Origin of the sequence: Pseudomonas sp. PGPPP4 (assembly GCF_002256045.1) — a bacterium.
Taxonomy (GTDB): domain Bacteria; phylum Pseudomonadota; class Gammaproteobacteria; order Pseudomonadales; family Pseudomonadaceae; genus Chryseomonas; species Chryseomonas oryzihabitans.
In genome coordinates, this window is record NZ_NKID01000004.1 from 486,775 (window position 1) to 504,245 (window position 17,471).

At 64.3% G+C, this 17,471-nt stretch carries 17 protein-coding genes; 7 read left to right on the forward strand and 10 right to left on the reverse strand.

Annotated features, from left to right (window positions below):
- Positions 1-46 precede the first annotated feature (46 nt).
- The 3 genes from CFE50_RS10390 to CFE50_RS10400 form a co-directional block, all read right to left on the reverse strand.
- The gene (locus CFE50_RS10390) at positions 47-388 is read right to left on the reverse strand and encodes a HepT-like ribonuclease domain-containing protein (RefSeq protein WP_241809245.1); all 342 of its coding nucleotides are present in this window, start codon (positions 386-388) and stop codon (positions 47-49) included.
- Positions 385-675 carry a nucleotidyltransferase family protein gene (locus tag CFE50_RS10395; protein WP_145152867.1) on the reverse strand — a complete coding sequence of 97 codons (291 nt, stop codon included), beginning with the start codon at positions 673-675 and terminating at the stop codon, positions 385-387. The genes CFE50_RS10390 and CFE50_RS10395 overlap by 4 nt, the downstream gene beginning before the upstream one ends.
- Positions 676-748: 73 nt before the next feature.
- Positions 749-1,153 (reverse strand): response regulator, encoded by a 405-nt coding sequence (locus CFE50_RS10400; RefSeq protein WP_286733271.1) that lies wholly within the window; start codon positions 1,151-1,153, stop codon positions 749-751.
- Positions 1,154-1,400: 247 nt separating this feature from the next.
- Between CFE50_RS10400 and betT the strand changes: the two genes are divergently transcribed.
- The gene (gene betT / locus CFE50_RS10405; protein WP_085982657.1) at positions 1,401-3,365 is read left to right on the forward strand and encodes a choline BCCT transporter BetT; all 1,965 of its coding nucleotides are present in this window, start codon (positions 1,401-1,403) and stop codon (positions 3,363-3,365) included.
- Between the two features lie 130 nt (positions 3,366-3,495).
- Entirely contained in the window at positions 3,496-4,566 is a 1,071-nt protein-coding gene (locus tag CFE50_RS10410; protein WP_241809244.1) for an AbrB family transcriptional regulator, read from the forward strand.
- A 21-nt stretch (positions 4,567-4,587) separates the two neighbouring features.
- Here the strand turns inward: CFE50_RS10410 and CFE50_RS10415 are convergent, their stop codons facing one another.
- Positions 4,588-4,848 carry a hypothetical protein gene (locus tag CFE50_RS10415; RefSeq protein WP_007162574.1) on the reverse strand — a complete coding sequence of 87 codons (261 nt, stop codon included), beginning with the start codon at positions 4,846-4,848 and terminating at the stop codon, positions 4,588-4,590.
- Positions 4,849-5,053: 205 nt separating this feature from the next.
- Here CFE50_RS10415 and CFE50_RS10420 point away from each other — a divergent pair, with 205 nt between their 5' ends.
- Positions 5,054-6,589, forward strand: coding sequence for a GGDEF domain-containing protein (locus CFE50_RS10420; protein ID WP_286733273.1), 1,536 nt, complete (start codon positions 5,054-5,056; stop codon positions 6,587-6,589).
- A 6-nt stretch (positions 6,590-6,595) separates the two neighbouring features.
- On the opposite strand, the gene CFE50_RS10425 is transcribed toward CFE50_RS10420, so the two are convergent.
- The gene (locus CFE50_RS10425; RefSeq protein WP_286733274.1) at positions 6,596-7,615 is read right to left on the reverse strand and encodes a GGDEF domain-containing protein; all 1,020 of its coding nucleotides are present in this window, start codon (positions 7,613-7,615) and stop codon (positions 6,596-6,598) included.
- A 341-nt stretch (positions 7,616-7,956) separates the two neighbouring features.
- On the opposite strand from CFE50_RS10425, the gene CFE50_RS10430 reads away from it, so the two are divergent.
- Both CFE50_RS10430 and CFE50_RS10435 read left to right on the forward strand, forming a co-directional pair.
- Complete coding sequence (locus tag CFE50_RS10430) at positions 7,957-8,769, forward strand: HDOD domain-containing protein (protein WP_241809254.1); 813 nt, start codon at positions 7,957-7,959, stop codon at positions 8,767-8,769.
- Positions 8,770-8,893: 124 nt separating this feature from the next.
- Positions 8,894-9,166 (forward strand): DUF1652 domain-containing protein, encoded by a 273-nt coding sequence (locus CFE50_RS10435; RefSeq protein ID WP_007162578.1) that lies wholly within the window; start codon positions 8,894-8,896, stop codon positions 9,164-9,166.
- A gap of 67 nt (positions 9,167-9,233) precedes the next feature.
- Here the strand turns inward: CFE50_RS10435 and CFE50_RS10440 are convergent, their stop codons facing one another.
- Positions 9,234-9,488 carry a hypothetical protein gene (locus tag CFE50_RS10440; RefSeq protein ID WP_241809241.1) on the reverse strand — a complete coding sequence of 85 codons (255 nt, stop codon included), beginning with the start codon at positions 9,486-9,488 and terminating at the stop codon, positions 9,234-9,236.
- A 152-nt stretch (positions 9,489-9,640) separates the two neighbouring features.
- Here CFE50_RS10440 and CFE50_RS10445 point away from each other — a divergent pair, with 152 nt between their 5' ends.
- Complete coding sequence (locus CFE50_RS10445; protein WP_108582963.1) at positions 9,641-10,408, forward strand: hypothetical protein; 768 nt, start codon at positions 9,641-9,643, stop codon at positions 10,406-10,408.
- A 4-nt stretch (positions 10,409-10,412) separates the two neighbouring features.
- On the opposite strand, the gene CFE50_RS10450 is transcribed toward CFE50_RS10445, so the two are convergent.
- Positions 10,413-11,186: an SIR2 family NAD-dependent protein deacylase gene (locus CFE50_RS10450; RefSeq protein WP_286733279.1), complete on the reverse strand. Its 774-nt coding sequence runs from the start codon at positions 11,184-11,186 to the stop codon at positions 10,413-10,415.
- Between the two features lie 196 nt (positions 11,187-11,382).
- Here CFE50_RS10450 and CFE50_RS10455 point away from each other — a divergent pair, with 196 nt between their 5' ends.
- Positions 11,383-13,305, forward strand: coding sequence for an AAA family ATPase (locus tag CFE50_RS10455; protein ID WP_286733281.1), 1,923 nt, complete (start codon positions 11,383-11,385; stop codon positions 13,303-13,305).
- A gap of 72 nt (positions 13,306-13,377) precedes the next feature.
- Here the strand turns inward: CFE50_RS10455 and CFE50_RS10460 are convergent, their stop codons facing one another.
- The 3 genes from CFE50_RS10460 to CFE50_RS10470 form a co-directional block, all read right to left on the reverse strand.
- Positions 13,378-14,676: a flavohemoglobin expression-modulating QEGLA motif protein gene (locus CFE50_RS10460; protein WP_007162583.1), complete on the reverse strand. Its 1,299-nt coding sequence runs from the start codon at positions 14,674-14,676 to the stop codon at positions 13,378-13,380.
- Positions 14,677-15,471: 795 nt separating this feature from the next.
- Entirely contained in the window at positions 15,472-16,167 is a 696-nt protein-coding gene (locus CFE50_RS10465; protein WP_286733284.1) for a hypothetical protein, read from the reverse strand.
- A gap of 233 nt (positions 16,168-16,400) precedes the next feature.
- A complete protein-coding gene (locus CFE50_RS10470) occupies positions 16,401-17,393 on the reverse strand; it encodes a helix-turn-helix transcriptional regulator (protein WP_286733287.1) in 993 nt (330 codons plus the stop codon).
- Positions 17,394-17,471 lie beyond the last annotated feature (78 nt).

Sequence of the window (17,471 nt, forward strand, 5' to 3'; positions counted from 1 at the left end):
CTCCCCCTGGGAGAGGGTTGGGGTGAGGGCACAGCGTGGTACGAAGCTACCTTCCCGATAACAGACGCAATTGTTCCAGAAGTTCGGGCAGGGCGGTAACGACGGTTTCCCAGACCACATCGAGGTTGATGTCGAAATAACCGTGGGCGATACGATTGCGCATGCCTCTCATGCTGCGCCACGGGATGTGTGGATGCGCCTGGGTAAAGGCTTCGTCCACAGCCATGAGCTTGGTCGCCGCTTCGCCGATGATGATCAGGCTCATGACCACCGCTTGCTGTGTCCGGCGGTCTTCGAGGAAGTCTTCCCGAGTGAGACCCTCGATAAAGCCCAGCGCCTCGCTGGCCGCCTGTTGCATATGAGCCAGGTAGTCCGCCGTGCGATTCATATCGGTCGTGCCGCCAGTAGAACCTGTGCGCGAAAGGATCCGGGTAAATCGGCGGGGGTTACCAGATCCACTGGGACGCCCAGCAATTCCTCGAGCTCGTCCTGCAGTCCTCCCAGGTCGAACAGTGTTGCCCCTGGTAGGGCATCCACCAACAGATCCAGATCGCTGCCGTCCTGATCGGTACCTTCGAGAACTGAACCGAACACCCGAGGATTGGCCACTCGAAAACGCGACGCAACGTCCCGTATGACAGCACGTTTCACGTCCAAGACAAGAGAAGGTCGCATGGCATGACTCCAGCCAGATCAGCCCTGGGATAGTCGGTCATAGATCCCGGCTTTACAACCGATCCAGCTCTCCTCACGCCACCCGACTCTGCCCCAGCGCCTCGTTGACGCAGTTGGCCATATCGTCGATATGCCAGGGTTTGGGCATGAAGCGAGTGCGGCCGGCGCCGCGAGGCACGGTGAGGCGGTCGCCGGAGGTGAGGATCACCGGGATGTGCGGCCAGCGCTGGGACACCAGCTGGGCGAGGGCCTCGCCGTCGAGGCGACCCGGCATGCGCACGTCGGTGAAGAGCACGTCGATGCGGGCACCGGTCTGCTCCAGGTAGCTCAGGGCTGCATCGGCGGTCGGCACGGCCACCACCTGCAGGTCCACCAGCGACTCCAGGGCCTCGGTGGCCAGTTCCCGCAGCAACGGCTCATCCTCTACCAGGAGCAGTAGCGGACGATAGGAGCCGAATGGAGAAGATACCTGAGTCATAACCAACAGACTTTGCCAAGGGGTCGCGGTTCTGACCGTTCGGCCTGGTCTCGACCAAAGTCGACCACCGGCATAGGCAAGACCTCTAGACGGCAACTTTCAACGCAGCGCCGACTCGAAGCGTTCACCTCAGGGGTCGCCTGTGGTATTCTTTTTTAATCGAACGATCAATTAAAAAAGCATTCTTCCCTTTGGCAGTGCGCAAGGAGTCCTCATGAGTGCGACGCCCTCATCCGGCACCGTAAAACTGAATCCCCCCGCCTTCTACTGTGCGGCCGCGGTGATTCTGCTGTTTTCCCTGGCCGTCATCGGCCGTCCCGAGCAGGCCGGCGCCTGGTTGCTGCAGGCCCAGACCTGGGCCGCCAATACGGTTGGCTGGTACTACCTGCTGGCCATGTCGCTCTATCTGGTGTTCGTGGTGGTCACCGCGCTGTCCGGCTACGGCAAGATCAAGCTCGGTGCCGACCACGACCAACCCGAATTCAGCTACCTGTCCTGGGCCGGCATGCTGTTCGCCGCCGGCATCAGCATCACCCTGTTCTTCTTTTGCGTCTCCGAACCCCTGACCCACTTCGCCCAGCCGCCGGCCGGCGAAGGGGGCAATCCGGCAGCCGCGCGCCAGGCCATGCAGATCCTCTTCCTGCACTGGGGCCTGCACGGCTGGGGCGTGTTCGCCCTGGTGGCCATGGCGCTGGCCTACTTCGCCTACCGCCACAATCTGCCGCTGGCCCTGCGTTCGGCGCTCTATCCGCTGATCGGCAAGCGCATCAATGGGCCCATCGGTCACGCCGTGGACGCCTTCGGCATCATCGCCACCATCTTCGGCCTGGGCGCGGACCTCGGTTTCGGCGTGCTGCACCTCAATGCCGGGCTGGACTACCTGTTCGGCATCAGCCACAGCCACTGGGTGCAACTGATCCTCATCGTGCTGATGATGGGCGCGGCCATCGCCGTCGCCGTGTCCGGCGTCGACAAGGGCGTGCGCATCATGTCCGACATCAACATGGTGCTGGCCGTCGCCCTGCTACTGTTCGTGCTGTTCGCCGGGCCGACCCAGCACCTGCTCAACACCCTGATCCAGAACATCGGCGACTACCTCTCGGCCCTACCGGGCAAGAGCTTCGACCTCTACGCCTATGACGAGCCCTCCGACTGGCTGGGCGGCTGGACGGTGTTCTACTGGGCCTGGTGGATCGCCTGGGCGCCCTTCGTCGGGCTGTTCATCGCGCGCATCTCGCGCGGCCGCACCATCCGCGAATTCGTCTTTGGCGTGCTGTTCATTCCACTGGGCTTCACCCTGGCCTGGCTGTCGATCTTCGGCAACAGCGCCCTGGAACTGGTCCTCGGCCAGGGCATGACCGGCCTGGCGCAGACCGCCCTCACCGATCCGGCCATGGCCTTCTACCAGGTGCTGGAAACCTATCCGGCCAGCCGCGTGGTGATCAGCGTCGCCGTGCTGGTGAGCTTCGTCTTCTTCGTCACCTCGGCCGACTCCGGCACCGTGGTGCTCTCGACCCTGTCGTCCAAGGGCGGTGAGGCCGACGAAGACGGTCCCAAGTGGCTGCGGGTGTTCTGGGGCGCGGCCGTGGCCGTGGTCACCGGCGGCCTGCTGTTCGCCGGCAGCATGGATGCCCTGAAGTCGGCGGTGGTGCTGACCTCGCTGCCTTTCTCGGTGGTGGTGCTGCTGATGATGTGGGGCCTGCACAAGGCGCTGCACCTGGAGTCCCAACGCCAGCGGGCGCGGCTGCACTCCCTCGCGCCGGTGGCGACCAACGGCAAGGCCCGGCATGGCGGCTGGCGCCAGCGGCTGTCCCAGGCGGTGTACTTCCCTTCGCGGGACGAGGTCTATCGCTTCATGGACAGCACCGTGCGCCCGGCTATGGAGGAGATGGTCGAGGTCTCGCGGGAGAAGGGCCTGGTGGTGGAGACCCAGTTCGATTCCACCAACGCCAATCTGCAGCTGACCATCGGCCACGGCGAAGAGCACCCCTTCATCTACCAGGTGATCATGCAGGGCTATTTCACGCCCTCCTTCGCCCGCGCCGGCATCGGCGGCCTGCACCTGAAGAATCGGCGCTACTACCGCGCCGAGGTGCACCTGACCGAGGGCAGCCAGGACTATGACCTGGTGGGCTACAACCGCGAGCAGATCCTCAACGATATGCTCGACCAGTACGAGCGCCACCTGCAGTTCCTGCACCTGGTGCGCTGACAGGACGGTTTTTTCAGCGACTGAAAGGCCATTGAAAGCTGCAAAGGTCGTATAATCGCCTCCAGGGCCGGCCCCGAGCCGGTCCCGGGGTCGGTACGCCGCGCCGGCTCCCCGCCGTCCGGAGACCGCTTTGTCCACCCCTTCTGTCCCCTCGCCCTATCCGCCCCTCTTGCAATGGCTGGCCCTGATCCTCTGCTCCGCCCTTGTCGGCGGTGGACTCAGCTGGCTGCAGGTGCCGGCGGCGCTCTTTCTCGGTCCCATGCTGGTGGCCATCGCCTTTGGCGTCGGCGGCGCCACCATCCGCCTGCCGCGCCGGCTGTTCCAGACCGGCCAGGGCGTGGTGGGCTGCCTGATCGCCCATGCCATGACCGCCGCGGTGCTGCTCACCGTCGCCGAGCACTGGCCGGTGATGCTCCTGGCCACCGCCCTGACCGTACTGCTCAGCCTGCTCACCGGGGCCCTGCTGGTGCGCTTCGGTGGCCTGCCGGGCAGCACCGCCGCCTGGGGCACCACGCCGGGCGCGGCTGCGGCCATGGTGGCCATGGCCGAGGAATACGGCGCCGATCCACGCATCGTCGCCACCATGCAGTATGTGCGGGTGGTCTGCGTGGTGCTGATCAGTGCGCTGGTCGGTCGGTTGCTGGGCGCCGAAGGCAGCGGCACCGGCCATCAGGCCACCGTGGTCAGCCTGGACGGCCACTTCGCCGTCAATCTGGCGCTGACCCTGGCAGTGGCCCTGGCCGGCAGTTGGCTGGGCGGTCGCTTGTTTCCCGCCGGTGCCCTGCTGCTGCCCATCGCCCTGGGTACCCTGCTGCAACTCAATGGCTGGCTGGACATCACCCTGCCCCATCTGCTGCTGGCGGCGGCCTATGGCGCCATGGGCTGCTATGTGGGCCTAAGATTCGACCGGGCCACGGTCGCCTATGTCTGGCGCGCCCTGCCCAAGATGATCTTCGCCTCGCTGCTGCTGATCGCGCTCTGCGCCCTGTCGGCGCTGCTGATGGCGCGGCTGATGCACGTGGACTTTCTCACCGCCTACCTGGCGACCAGTCCGGGCGGACTGGATTCCATGGCCATCATCGCGGTGGACGCCCACGCCGATGTCGGCCTGGTGCTGGCCATGCAGGCCTTGCGGCTGATCGGGGTGGTGCTGACCGGGCCGTTACTGGCCCGGCAGCTGGTGAAGCTGGCCCGCACCTGACCCGAGGTGCAAGCCTCGCACTCAGGCGGAGCGGCGGCGCTCGACCTGGGCGGTGATGTTGTAACCTTCGGCGGCATGGCCGCGCACCACGACCCGGGCATCCGGGTAGAAACCCTTGAGACGCTGTTCGAAGAGAAAGTAGATCTCCGCGCCGACCCGGATCTCCGCGGGATCGGTCAGCGTCAGGGAGAAATTGCGCACGGGATCGGCGGCATGCTGCGACTCGTTTTCCTCGATGCGCTGCATGGCGTCTTCGACGATCTGTTCGGCGATCTGCGACATCTGTGACCTCCTGGTCGGGGCAGTGACGGGGCGCCGTCCCAGGGACGGCTGTATCGCTAGTGACCACGGCGATGGCGCAGGGATTCGCATGCTCTGCAAGATTCCGACGAAACTGTAGACTTGTCTGACTTTTATCCCTGTGCGGTGGCGTGAATCGGTCGACTCGCGGTCTCCTGCACACCGAGGACGAGGAAACAGCCCCGCCATGGTCGACGCCGACGACACCCCCCTGCCACCGCGCAATCCGGCCACCCAGCGCCGGGCGCTGTGGCTGCTGGTCTGCGCCGTTGCGGTAATCCTGGCACTGGAATCCTGGCAGGTGTGGCGCAACTACCAGAATGCCTTCGCCAGTGCTCGCAGTGACGTCGGCAACATCGCCGTGGCCGCCGCCCAGCACGCCGATGACGCCATCAAGGAAGCCGATTCGCTGCTGGTCAGCATTCGCGATCGCCTGGAGGATCAACCCTTCGAGCAACTAGACCGCCTACGGGTGCATCGTCTGTTGGCGCGCCAGGCCGCCCTGCTGCCGCAACTGCACGGGTTGTTCGTCTACGATCGCGACGGCGAATGGCGGGTGACCGACAAGAGCAGCGAGCCGCCCCGGGCCAACAATGCCGATCGCGAGTATTTCCAGTTCCACCGCCAGCATCCGGCCGACGTGCTGCACGTCGGCGCGGTGATCGAGAGCCGCAGCACCCACGAATTGATCATCCCGGTGTCGCGGCGCCTGGAAGACCGCGACGGGCGCTTTGTCGGCGTCCTGCTCGCCACCATCCGCCTGCAGTATTTCGTCGACTACTACGAGCGCTTCAAGCTGGATGCCCGGGGCGCCATCACCCTGGCGCTGGACGACGGCACCCTGATGGTTCGCCGCCCCTATGTGCCCGAGCACGTCGGCACCCCCTTGGCCGATGGTGACCTCTTTCGCCAGTACGTGAACCAGGCGCCCAGCGGTACCGCCCTGGTCCGTGCCCTGCTCGATGGTCAGGAACGCCTCTATGCCTTCCAGCACCTGGAGGGCTATCCGCTGGTGGCCCTGGCCGGTATTTCCCGACGCGACATCCTCGCCAGCTGGCGCCAGGACATGCTGAGATCGGTGACGGTGGTCGGCCTGATCATCGCCGGCATGCTGGTCTTCGGCTTCCGGCTGCTCCGCGAAATCCGCGCCGGAGAGCGCAGCGCGGCAGCCCTGCGCCAGGCCCATGACGAGCTGCACCTGCTGACCCTCAAGGACAGCCTCACCGGGTTGGGCAATCGCCGCCAGTTCGACAACCTGCTGCCGGTGGAGCTGGCGCGCGCGCAGCGCAATGGCCAGCCGCTCAGCCTGCTGATGATCGACATCGATCACTTCAAGGCCTACAACGACCACTATGGCCATCCGGCGGGGGATCGCTGCCTGCAGGCGGTGGCCGGCGTGGTGGCCTCGGCGGCGCGGCGTCCGGGCGACCTGGCGGCGCGCTATGGCGGCGAGGAGATGGTCCTGCTGCTGCCCAATTGCGACGAGCACGGCGCCCAGCGCGTGGCCGCCACGGTTCAGGAGCGCCTGCAGGTGCTGGAGGTGGCCCATGCCACCAGTCCCTTCGGTCGCATCACCGTCAGTCTCGGCATCGCCGTGCAGCCGCCTGGCCAGACCCCACCACCCCAGCCCGCCGACCTGCTGGCCAGCGCCGATGCCGCCCTCTACCGGGCCAAGCACCTGGGGCGCAATCGCTCCCATCCGCCGCCGGCGGACGGCGGCTAGCCCCCCTCAACCGCAGATCATGCCGCCGCGGTGGTGCACCCGGTCCTTGCCGGCGCGCTTGGCCTGATAGAGCTCGCCATCGGCCTGCTTGAGCAGATCCGAGGGCTGATAGCCCGGGGCGAGGCGCGCCACCCCGGCACTGAAGGAAAAACAGCTGCCGGTGCGGGTGTTGCTGCGGATATCGTCCAGCAGCGCCTGCAGTCGCTGCGCCAGCTGGCGCTCATCCTCACACTTGAGCAGCACGCCGAATTCCTCGCCGCCCAGGCGCCCGAAGCGTCCACCCGGAAAGTGCTTCACCAGGATTCCGGCCATCTCCTGGAGTACCTGGTCCCCCACGTCGTGGCCGAATCTGTCGTTGATCCGTTTGAAGTCATCGATGTCGAGCATGACGAAATACCAGGACGGCGAGCCCTCCCGGCAGACCTGCTCCATGTCCAGCATCAGCGCCCTGCGGTTGCTGATCCCGGTAAGGGCATCGGTTTCCGCCTGCAGCCGATAGCGTTCCTTGAGTTCCAAGGTGCTGGCGACGATGCGTACGAAGGTGGCATTGAGCAGCAGCCCCAGTGCCAGGCTGGCCCCCAGCATCACCCAGAACAGCGGTAGGGACGCGGCGGTGATGGTGTCCAGTTCGCCATAGAACAGCAGCAGCCAGACCGCGCCGGCCGCGATGCCATAGTCGAGCACATGGGAAAACAGAATGGTCGAGCCGAGGATGATGACGATGGCCATGGGGATCATCCAGGCATAGCCGGCCTCGCCCATGCCGAGGATCTGGAACCGAAAGGCCAGCGCCTCGAACAGCACGAACACCAGGGCGAACAGGCGCCAGACGGCAAAGCGCCGGGCGGTGGTCATGGCCAGGCAGGAGCCGATCATGCCGGCAAAGGCCAGCCAGCCCCAGGCCGGCACCCCGGCGGTCAGGAAGGGATTGATCAGCACGCTGATCAACCAGCCCAGGATGCCGGTGCTCTGCGCCAGCACATTGGGCAATTGCAGCATCTGGCGAATATGAGTCTGGTAAGTCATTGCACAACTCGAACGCCAAATTTGGTGGCCAACTGATATCACCTGATGCTATCCCATTCGTGGCCCGCCGTCGGCGGAAAGCGGACTCAAGAAAGACAATAGACGTCTGGTCATCGCTTCGCCTTGGACAAGACCGCATAGGACCACGGCCGCGAGCAGACCAGGCAAACGGACGGCGGCGAAATGACGCCACCGGTCAGCTCGCCCTGCAAACCGGCTCGCCCGGCCCGCTAAGCTCTTCGCTCGGGGATCTTCGACTAGGCTTGGCAGTGCCCAGGCCGTCGTTCATGCTTTCGACGACTCATCAGCTCCCACCATCGGTAAAGAACCAACCAGGCGCCATCATGGAAATCGATGCTCTGTTCGATCACCTGCATACCCTTCCCAGCATTCCCAAGGTGGCTCAGGAGCTGATCCAGCAGTTCGACGATCCCGACAGCAGCATCGAAGACGTCGCCCGCAATCTGGCGCTGGATCCGGTGCTTTCCGCCAAGGTCCTGCGCCTGGCCAATTCGGTGCGCTTTCGCGGCGTGCGCCCCTCGACCAGCATCGAAGGCGCGGCCATCCGCCTGGGCTTCGACGCCCTGCGCACCCTGGTCCTGGCTTCGGCGGTGACCGCCGCCTTCCGCCACAACCCCAGCTTCGATCCGCGGGATTTCTGGCAGCACAGCTTCGACGTGGCCAGCATCTGCCGCGTCCTCGCCCGCCAGGCCGGTGCCGATCCCGAGACCGCCTTCACCTGCGGCATGCTGCACAGCATCGGTGAGCTGCTGATCAGGACGGCGGCGCCCGATATCGCCGTGCGCATCGACGCCGAGCAGCGCGCTCCGGTGCCTGCCGACCAGGCCATCGGCTTCGGCTATCCAGAGGTCGGCGCCGAGCTGGCCCGTCGCTGGCAGCTGCCGGTGGTGATCCAGCATGCCATCGCCTACCAGCTGCACCCCCAGGATGCGCCGGAGGATTCCACCCAGGCGCGCATGGTCGCTCAGGCCCGCCTGATTTCCTTCGTCCTGCGTCGCCATGGCGGCATCAACGACCAGGCCAAGGCGGCCCTCGCCAATCCCCTGCTGGAAGGCGTGGATCTGGAGCTGCTGCTGGGCGAGCTGCCTGAGGTCATAGAGGCGGACAAGGCTTTCGGCACCCTGATCAACTGACCGGCCGTCTTTTGCCAGGCCAGCGCTACCGCCTGGATCACAAATCTGCCAGCCGGTCATGGCAAAAGTCGAACGGGTAGCTCAAGAATCGGTCGAAGCGTTATAGCTGACAGGAGTGATTGCGATGGCCGAGCCGCTGAAGTTCACGGATGCGAACACCATTATCAAGGGCGCTTTTCAACCGATGCTGTGCGCCATGACCGCCCAGGATCCAGCGACCTTCAACGTCGAGGTCTATGCGCCCAACGGCACGGCGCTCCTGCAACGCCGCATCGCCCGGGTCGATCTGCTGGACAACTCCCTGCTGGAAGCCTTCATCTGCGACAGTCGCGCCCGTATCGAGCGGGCGACCCATGAGCGACTCGACTGGCAGGTGCGCTACACCCGCGCCTCCTGAAGCCGCTCTTTGCGGTCAGAAGCCGACCCGCCCAAAGGCGCCCCGCGAGGCGCCTTTTGCTTGACCGTCAATCGTTGAGCACGCGCTTCTGCTGACTGCCCTGGGCCTTGGTGGCCGGGGTCCTGTCGACCTTTTTCTGGGTCGAGGGCGTGGCGGTGGAGGTGTCGTCCGCGCTGTCTCTGTTGCTGGTGTTGGAGCTGCCCGGCGCGCCGATGCCGTTGCCAGTCACCCCGGCGTCGTTGTTGTTGCTGGCGGCCAGGCTGGGACCGGCCACCAGGGCCAGGGCAGCGCTCAGGGCAAGGATCAGCGGGGTCTTGCGCATCTTGGTGTCCTCCGGCCGCGAAAGGAAGGGTGTCGCGGGCTGCACCCTGCTGGTTAGGCCAAAGGCCGGGCCAAGCGTTCCCACCTTCCTATAGACTAATGGCCATCCCCGCCGTACCCCGACAGGTGCGGCCGTCGCGTTCAGGAGTTGCCGTGAAGCACCGTTACCTCATCGTCGATCGCACCGCGCTCGATACCCCCGCGCTGTTCGACTATCTGGCCGAGGCGCCGCAGCACCGCGTCATCGTTTCCGGCGGCACGGCCGAGCAACTGTTCGCGGCGGAGCTCTGGCCGCGCCTGCGCGAACGCCTGGCGCCCCACGCCGAGCGCTTCTTCTTCGCCGATTCCAGCGGTCCCTTGCTGCAGGCCGAACTGGAAGGCCGCAAGCCCGGTCTGCTGGATCGCGAACTGACCCTGGCCTTCAAGCAGGCGGTGACCGCCGATGCCGAGGACGACCGCGTGCTGACCCGCATTCGCCGCGAACTGCTCGACACCGATGACGACTACCAGGCCAATCGCCGTATCTTTCTCAACAGCCTGCTCGGCCAGATGCGCCGCGCCCTGCCGGCGGGCGCGGTGACCGCCGGCAATTGGCAGGACGCCGTCCGCCAGGCCATCGCCGCCGCCCAGCAGGGCCTGGCCAAGGGCTTCGCCCCCGGGCTGGCCGACGCGCCCTTCAAGGTCTTTCTCAAGGCCTATCCGCTGGCGGCGCGCTATGTCGCCCAGCTCGCCGTGCTGCTGATCACCGCCGGGCGTCAGGACAACGACGTTCTCATCGATCGCTTCGTCGCCCAGGATCCGGCGCTGGTCGCCACTCTGTTCGACGGCCTGCTGACCGAAGACGATGACCAGCGCCAGGCCTACACCGCCCTCAAGCGCACCCTGGATGCCCTGGGGACCGGTGGCCAGGCGCTGCACTGAGGGTCTAGAGGCGCTCCAGCAGCGCCGGCAGGATCACCCCGGCCGCGCCCAGCAGTTGCCAGTCGTCGCTGAAGTCCGCCGCTGGCTGCGGATCGATGCGGACCACCGTGGCGCCCTGCTGGCGCGCCACCCCCGGCAGACTGGCCGCCGGCTGCACCAGGCCGGAGGTGCCGACCACCAGACAGAGGTCGCAACGCTCGGCCAGGGCCCAGGCCTTGGCCAGGGCCTCTGCCGGTAGCGACTCGCCGAACCAGACCACGCCCGGCCGGGCCAGACCGCCGCAGGCGGGACAGCGCGGCGGCGCCACGAGCTGCTCCGCCGCCTCCGGCAACGCCGGCGCCGTCAGCGAGCGCGCGCACTCGAAGCAGCGCGGCGCGTGCAGGCTGCCGTGCAGGTGGATCACCGCGCGACTGCCCGCGCGCTCGTGCAGGTCGTCGACATTCTGGGTAACCAGGTGGAAGCGGCCGTGCCTGTCGCCCCACTGCGCCAGGGCGCGGTGGGCCGGGTTGGGCTGGGCGGCCAGCACCTGGGCGCGGCGTCCCTCGTACCAGCTCCAGACCCGCACCGGATCCTCGATAAAGGCCTCGGCGGTGGCCAGTTGCGCCGGGTCGAAGCGCGCCCAGAGCCCGGTCAGGGCTTCGCGAAAGGTGGCGATGCCGCTTTCCGCCGACACGCCGGCACCGGTCAGGACCAGCACCTCGTCGGCCTGGCGCAGGCGGTCGAGCAACACCGCCGGCAAGGCGGCAAGACCGCTTCGACAATCGATGGGATCGGGCATGGATGCGTTGACTCCTGACATCTGCGGCAAAACAACAGGGTCTTGCGGACCGCGAAAAAGGCCAGAAGTGTGACGCTACTCGACGGATGGTGAGTCCACTCATCGTTTTCCGGGGAACTGAGGTTCACCCTTTTCGCCACAGGCCGATAATCCGGGAGTCCGCGTCCGATGTCGCTCCGACCCTAACGGTATGTGAATGAAGAAGTCCGTCGTTTCCAAGTATCCGCGCCTGCTCGTCGCCGGCGCTCTGGCCCTCGTCACCGTCCTCGGCCTGGCCAGCTGGCTGTGGCTCAAGCCCGCCACGCCGGCCCCGACCGCCACCGCCATGCTCGCCAGCGTGCAGCAGGCGCCCGAACACTGGACCGGGCAGCCACGTGACCTCTCCGTGCTGCTGGCCGATCTGCGCGCCCAGGCCATCAGCGGCGCCGTGATCGGGGATCACACCCTCTACATAGACACCACCCGCGGCGAACACTACGCCGTGGCCGACAACGGCGGCCGCATCGCCGATCGCCTGCTGGCCGACTACGCCACCCAGGCCGAGCCGCTGTTCCCGGTCGCCACCTGGAGCGAATCCGGGCAGCGCCATCCCTGGCTGGACGCCCTGCTGATCAACCTGCCGGGCTATCTGCTCCTGCTGCTGCTCGCCGTGCCCCTGGCGCTGCGTTTCGCCAGCCCCTTCAAGCTGCACCGCAAGGGCACCGGCATCTCCTTCAAGGACGTGGTCGGCGCCGCCGAAGCCAAGCGGGCGCTGGAAGACGTCACCACCTGCCTGCGCAATCCCAAGGCCTTCGCTGCCCTGGGTGCCCGTCCGCCCAAGGGTGTGCTGCTGACCGGCGAACCCGGCACCGGCAAGACCCAGCTGGCCAAGGCCCTGGCCACCGAGTGCAACGCCCACTTCATCCAGGTGACCGGCAGCGACTTCTCCTCGATGTTCTTCGGCGTCGGCATCCAGAAGGTCAAGTCGCTGTTCCGCACCGCGCGCAAGAAGGCGCCCTGCATCATCTTCATCGACGAGATCGACGGCATCGGCCGCCGCGCCGAGCAGTCGCGCTCCAGCGATGCCGAGGCCAACCGCATCATCAACCAGTTCCTCACCGAGCTGGACGGCTTCGACGGCACCAGCGGCGTGCTGGTGCTGGGTGCCACCAACTTCGCCGATTCGCTGGATCCGGCGCTGCGCCGTGAAGGTCGCTTCGACCGCACTATCGCCGTGCCGCTGCCGAGCCTGGAAGACCGCCGCGCGCTGTTCGAACTCTATGCCGGCAAGCTGCCCTGCCAGGGCGAACTGGATCTGGCCGCCCTCTCCCGCGGCACCGTGGGCCTGACCCCGGCGGCCATCGCCTATATCAGCAACCACGCCGCCTTGCTGGCCGCGCGCGAGAACGCCAGCGCCGTGACCATGGCGCACTTCGTCGAAGCCATCGAGACCTGCCGCATCGGCGAGCAACCGGTCGGTGTCACCCCGCTGGGTTCGGCCGAGCGCACTCGCATCGCCGTGCACGAAGCCGGTCATGCCCTGGTCGCCGCGGTGCTCAACGTCGGTCGGGTGGAAAAGGTCACCCTGCTGCCGCGTGGCCAGGCCCTCGGCGTGACCCTGATCACCCCCACCGAAGACAAGCGCCTGCACCTGAAGTCGGAACTCGAAGGCCGCATCCAGATGCTGCTGGCCGGTCGCTGCGCCGAGCAACTGTATTTCAACGAGGTCTCCTCGGGCGCCGCCCAGGATCTGCAGGAAGCCTCCAAGCTGGCGCTGTCCATGGTCGCTTCCCTGGGCATGGGTCCGAGCGGCTCGCTGCTCAGCCTGCAGGCCCTGCGCGATGCCGGTATCGACTTCGACGCCGCGCCCAGCATCGCCGCTGCCGATCAGCTGCTGCACAGCCTGGATCATCGCTGCCTGGCGCTTATCACCGAACTCAAGCCGGCGCTGGACGACATCACCGACCAGCTGCTGCGCGACGAGACCATCCCCGGCAGCGCCGTGGCCGAAGCCATCGCCCGCGCCAGCGGCCTGGAAGCCTGCGGCGCCCTCAATCGCGCCCTGGCCTTCGTGCCGGAGCGATCGGATGACCCGCGCGACGGCGAACGCAGCATCGCGGCAGCCTTCAAGGGCGAGTGATACCCGCGCAGCCCTAAAACGAAAAAGCCCCGGTCCGCCGGGGCTTTTTCATGTCAGCGCCTGGATAGGCGCTCAGAGGATATTGGCGTAGTCCGCCTCGATCCGATCCAGACTCAGGTGGTTGAGGAAGTTGGAGAAGCACATCCAGGCCGCCAGGGCGTTGAGGTCCTGGAATTGCGCCGGCAGGTACTTGGGCGGCACCACCACGCCCTCGTCCACCAGCTGGCGCAGGATGCGCATGTCTTCCAGGGTGGTCTTGCCGCAGAACAGCAGCGGGATCTGCTCCAGCTTGCCCTTGCGCACCGCCAGCTGGATGTAGTTGTAGATCAGGATGAAACCCTTGAGATAGGACAGGTCCTTGGTGAAGGGCAGCCCCGTGGGCGTCGAGCCGCGAAACACCCGGCTGGCGTTCTGGTAGCCCGATTCCAGGTCGTAGCCCTGTTCCTGGAAGAAGCGGAAGACCTCGAGGAAATCGGCGCCGTCCTCGGCCAGGTGGATGGCGCGGGTGCGATTGGTCAGCTTGCGCAGCCGGGTCGGATAGGAGGCGAAGGCGATCACCTCCATGAGGATCGCCAGGCCTTCCTGGGTCACGGTGGAGGATGGCGGGCCCTTGGCCAGAAAGGTGCAGATCGGCTGGTTCTGGCCATTGAGGGTAGTGCCGACGTGCACCAGGCCCTCGTGGACCTCCAGCGCCCGAACGTCGCGTTCGTTGAACAGGGCGTCGGCGCGCACCTTGATGTAGTCGGCGCCGGCCGCGGCATCGGCGACGATGCCATCGGATTCGAACACCCGGATGGTGCCTTCCGTCTCACCGAAGACCCGATTGAGGCGCGCCTGCAGGATGGGCACGGCGTCCTTGGCGGTAAGGGTCTTGGGTTCGTCTTCCAGGGCGCCGCGATGGGCGATGTTGTCCAGGTAGCTGGACATCATCATGCCCAGGTCGGCCAGGGTCGGATCGCCAGCATGGAAGGCATCCGAGGCCGCGCCATAGAGCTCCTGGGAGATCAGGCCGAAGTCCGGGGTGCCGCGCGCCTGCAGCATGCGGATCACCATGCGGTACTCGCGGCACATGCGCCTCATGATCTGGCCGACCGGATTGAACTGGCCGAGCTGGCGGGTGACCTCGCGCTCGATGCTCTGGAATTCGCCCTTGAGCGCATCGCCGTCGAAGCCCAGCGGCCGCCCCTCGTAGAAGGCGCGATCCACCGCCGGCAGGCGCTTGCCCTTGCCCTCCAGAAAACCCTGGCGCACCCCATCGTCCCACTTCACCGCATCGAGGATGCGGATCGGCGCCTGGGCCGCGACGATGCGATCGGACAGCTGGCGGATGGTCTGGTGATAGGGATCGAGAAAGGGCTGGCGGGCATTCATGGCGGCAACCGGGCGACGGGGCAAGGCTTCAAGGATGGCGGTTGGACGAGCGTTTGCCTAGGCTTCGGCCATCAACCTTCCCGGCGACAGGACTTAAATTCACTGGCGCCCGCCGTAGATCCTACGGCACACGAAGCGCCGCCGCGCTAGCCGAAGGCGTCCGAACATTGATCTATCACCAGCATGTGTCCGGGATAGTGAGAGATGGCGTAGATGCCGCAACCGCGACGATACCTGTTACGGCGTTATGCCACAGACCTAGAGCACCGGTACATCGTCGACACCCAAAGTGGAACCACGAGGAAGTCCGTATGCACATTCGTGATGCCAAACGCCTCAGCAACCGGTGGCACATTACCCTAACCATTTAACCGTCAGCTGAACGAAGGTCAACGCTCCACGACAGAAAACGTCGCTTGTTTTTGAAAAGCTAGTCGTTGTTAGAGGTAATCAGACCATTTTCGAGGAGTAGCCATGACATTCTTCTGATATCGAGAGTCATGACATGAGCCGAACTTGTCGAAGGCGCCGTTGCTTTTATGCCTACGCCGAAGCGCTGTGGGACATAGATCCGAATGAATGGTGCGATCAATCCAGCCATGTACGCAAACGTCTCGCGCGTTTTCATGGAGATAACTACCGAACTTGGCGAGAGCCGCCGCCGCGGAAATTTCGTCGTCCCGAGCAGCGCCGTATGAGGTTGATCAACCATGTCCTGCTACGTCAGTGGCAGCGCTATCCTGATAGAGACCTGCAGTTCCTGGATAGGTCGCGCTGTCCGGCATGGCGACCGTTCTAGTTCTCTGAGTATTGCTCCATCGTCAGTTGGTAAACGATGGAGCACTCAGTCTCTTCGCTAGCTAAGATACTAACAGTCGTCAAACAGTGTTTAGAAAGATGCTCCTCCAACTGTTGACAGACAACAGCATAGTCGCCGAGCGTCGAGTTCCCCTTGAGAAACAGGATTACCGACGTCAATTGGCGAGGCCGTTTACAGTGGAGCCACAGCATTTTCAGTAATCCCTGCCAGCTGCTGCCAAGAGCACGTCCACCGAGACGATATCCCTTTTGCCGTTGATGAAGCAGATAATCGGACCACGATAATCCAAACAGCGCCAAGCCTTTAAAATTGGCAATGAGTCGCTCCAAATATGCAGCGAGGGCCGCCTCGCTCGGCCATTTCTGGAGATGAGGGTGGCTGATATCCGACTCGCCAAAAGTGTGTAAATTGGGCTGAGCGAAGTACTGTCTCAAGTGGTCGTTCCGATTCACGGGAAGACGCTGGGCATCGATAACATGAATGTCTTGAACCCTTTCGGGCAGATCGGTGTTCCAGCAACGAACATCGACCATTGGATAGTTAAAACCCTTAGCTGGTATCCTTACCTGTCCTAGACGCAGCTTCCACCAACGCACGTCCTCAATACCTTCGACCCAGATCAACAATATGGGAGTCTTTGTCATCATGCGCTGGTTAGGATCGTGGATCATTGGTAGCGCGCCAAGGTGGGGGTACTTAGGCAGCGATAGCCTGGGTACCGGGCTTCTGCCGTAATTCTGGCCATATCAGAGCTGACCGCGTCGACTGTGATGATGAATCCAGCACTCGGGCCAGCATTAGCTTTGACGCGTTGCAGACGGACATGGTAGTGACGCATGACGAATCTCCTAAAGAATGAAGGGGATTTTTCCGTCAATACGCGACACTTTTTGTCGTGTGACCCTCACGTTCTATAAAGTGCAGCCATGCGTGCTGCAGTTAGAGCCATCTCACGTCTAAGATCCTCAGGCTCCAAAACCTCTAGGCCATCGCCTTGGCTTAGTAACCACAGAGAGAGTCCCTGGGAAAGGTACAACGATCCACTCCAGTAGCGGCGTTCGGTTTCGTCCTGCCATAGCTGCTGGTCCGTCGTCAGCGGATTCTCCTTCAAGCGCTCATGAAGCTCTCGAGAGATCCTCAGCTTTAGAAAAACCGGCTCCTTTGACTTCAGATCTATCAGGCTGCGTTTTGCTTGAAGCGATTCGATATCGAACGAGAGAGGACCGGGAATCTCCTGTCGAATCGTTTTGACACTGGCGAAGCGGTGTAGCGGTAGAGCTCTGATCGGATCACCAGAGCGATACCCTTCAAAGACACAAGACAGGTATAGGTTGGAGTCCTGATAGGACAACCCCAACGGTTTTAGGCGATACGTCCTAGCCTCACTCGCACCTCGCTTTAGGTAGCTCGCTTCTACGGAATAGTCATCAAGCAGGGCTTTTTGCAGCTCTATCAGCACCTGAGGTTCAATCCGCCCAGGCTGTAGCGTGATGAAGCGAGTAGTGCTGATAACTTTTTTGCTCCAATCAGCCGTCGGCCGTGCATTTTTGAGGATTGACTGAGCGTAGTCGTATAGCGGTGCCAGCTTTTCTACTTGGGCCCGCATACCGAAGCGCGTCGCATGATCCATCAGCATGACCAGATTCATGGCGTCGGTGGGTAGCAAGGTCCAACGAGAGATGGACTTGTCCGCCCACCAGCGATAGCTGTTACCCACCCTTTCGCAGTGAATGTGAGGATAGTCCTGCGCCAAGCGCTCAAGGTTGCGCTGAAAAGTCCGCAGGCTGACCTTGGCACCCTGTTCGCATAGCCGTTTATAGAGCGTGGTGGTTTCCAATGCCTGTGCCTTGGGCGGCAGTATCTTGAGCAGCGATTCGCCACGCTGGCGCAGATTCATCTCTTGATTCCCGACGACAGAAAATGTCGCTACATTGAAGACAATGACAACGTTTTAGCAAGCCCCCGGAACCAATCT

Excerpts from the sequence above, each read along its gene's own strand:
- CFE50_RS10390 (WP_241809245.1), bottom strand. The coding sequence starts at position 388 with ATGAATCGCACGGCGGACTACCTGGCTCATATGCAACAGGCGGCCAGC.
- CFE50_RS10395 (WP_145152867.1), bottom strand. The coding sequence starts at position 675 with ATGCGACCTTCTCTTGTCTTGGACGTGAAACGTGCTGTCATACGGGAC.
- CFE50_RS10400 (WP_286733271.1), bottom strand. The coding sequence starts at position 1,153 with ATGACTCAGGTATCTTCTCCATTCGGCTCCTATCGTCCGCTACTGCTC.
- CFE50_RS10415 (WP_007162574.1), bottom strand. The coding sequence starts at position 4,848 with ATGTCGCAGATCGCCGAACAGATCGTCGAAGACGCCATGCAGCGCATC.
- CFE50_RS10420 (WP_286733273.1), top strand. The coding sequence starts at position 5,054 with ATGGTCGACGCCGACGACACCCCCCTGCCACCGCGCAATCCGGCCACC.
- CFE50_RS10425 (WP_286733274.1), bottom strand. The coding sequence starts at position 7,615 with ATGACTTACCAGACTCATATTCGCCAGATGCTGCAATTGCCCAATGTG.
- CFE50_RS10435 (WP_007162578.1), top strand. The coding sequence starts at position 8,894 with ATGGCCGAGCCGCTGAAGTTCACGGATGCGAACACCATTATCAAGGGC.
- CFE50_RS10440 (WP_241809241.1), bottom strand. The coding sequence starts at position 9,488 with ATGCGCAAGACCCCGCTGATCCTTGCCCTGAGCGCTGCCCTGGCCCTG.
- CFE50_RS10450 (WP_286733279.1), bottom strand. The coding sequence starts at position 11,186 with ATGCCCGATCCCATCGATTGTCGAAGCGGTCTTGCCGCCTTGCCGGCG.
- CFE50_RS10455 (WP_286733281.1), top strand. The coding sequence starts at position 11,383 with ATGAAGAAGTCCGTCGTTTCCAAGTATCCGCGCCTGCTCGTCGCCGGC.
- CFE50_RS10460 (WP_007162583.1), bottom strand. The coding sequence starts at position 14,676 with ATGAATGCCCGCCAGCCCTTTCTCGATCCCTATCACCAGACCATCCGC.
- CFE50_RS10465 (WP_286733284.1), bottom strand. The coding sequence starts at position 16,167 with ATGATCCACGATCCTAACCAGCGCATGATGACAAAGACTCCCATATTG.
- CFE50_RS10470 (WP_286733287.1), bottom strand. The coding sequence starts at position 17,393 with ATGAATCTGCGCCAGCGTGGCGAATCGCTGCTCAAGATACTGCCGCCC.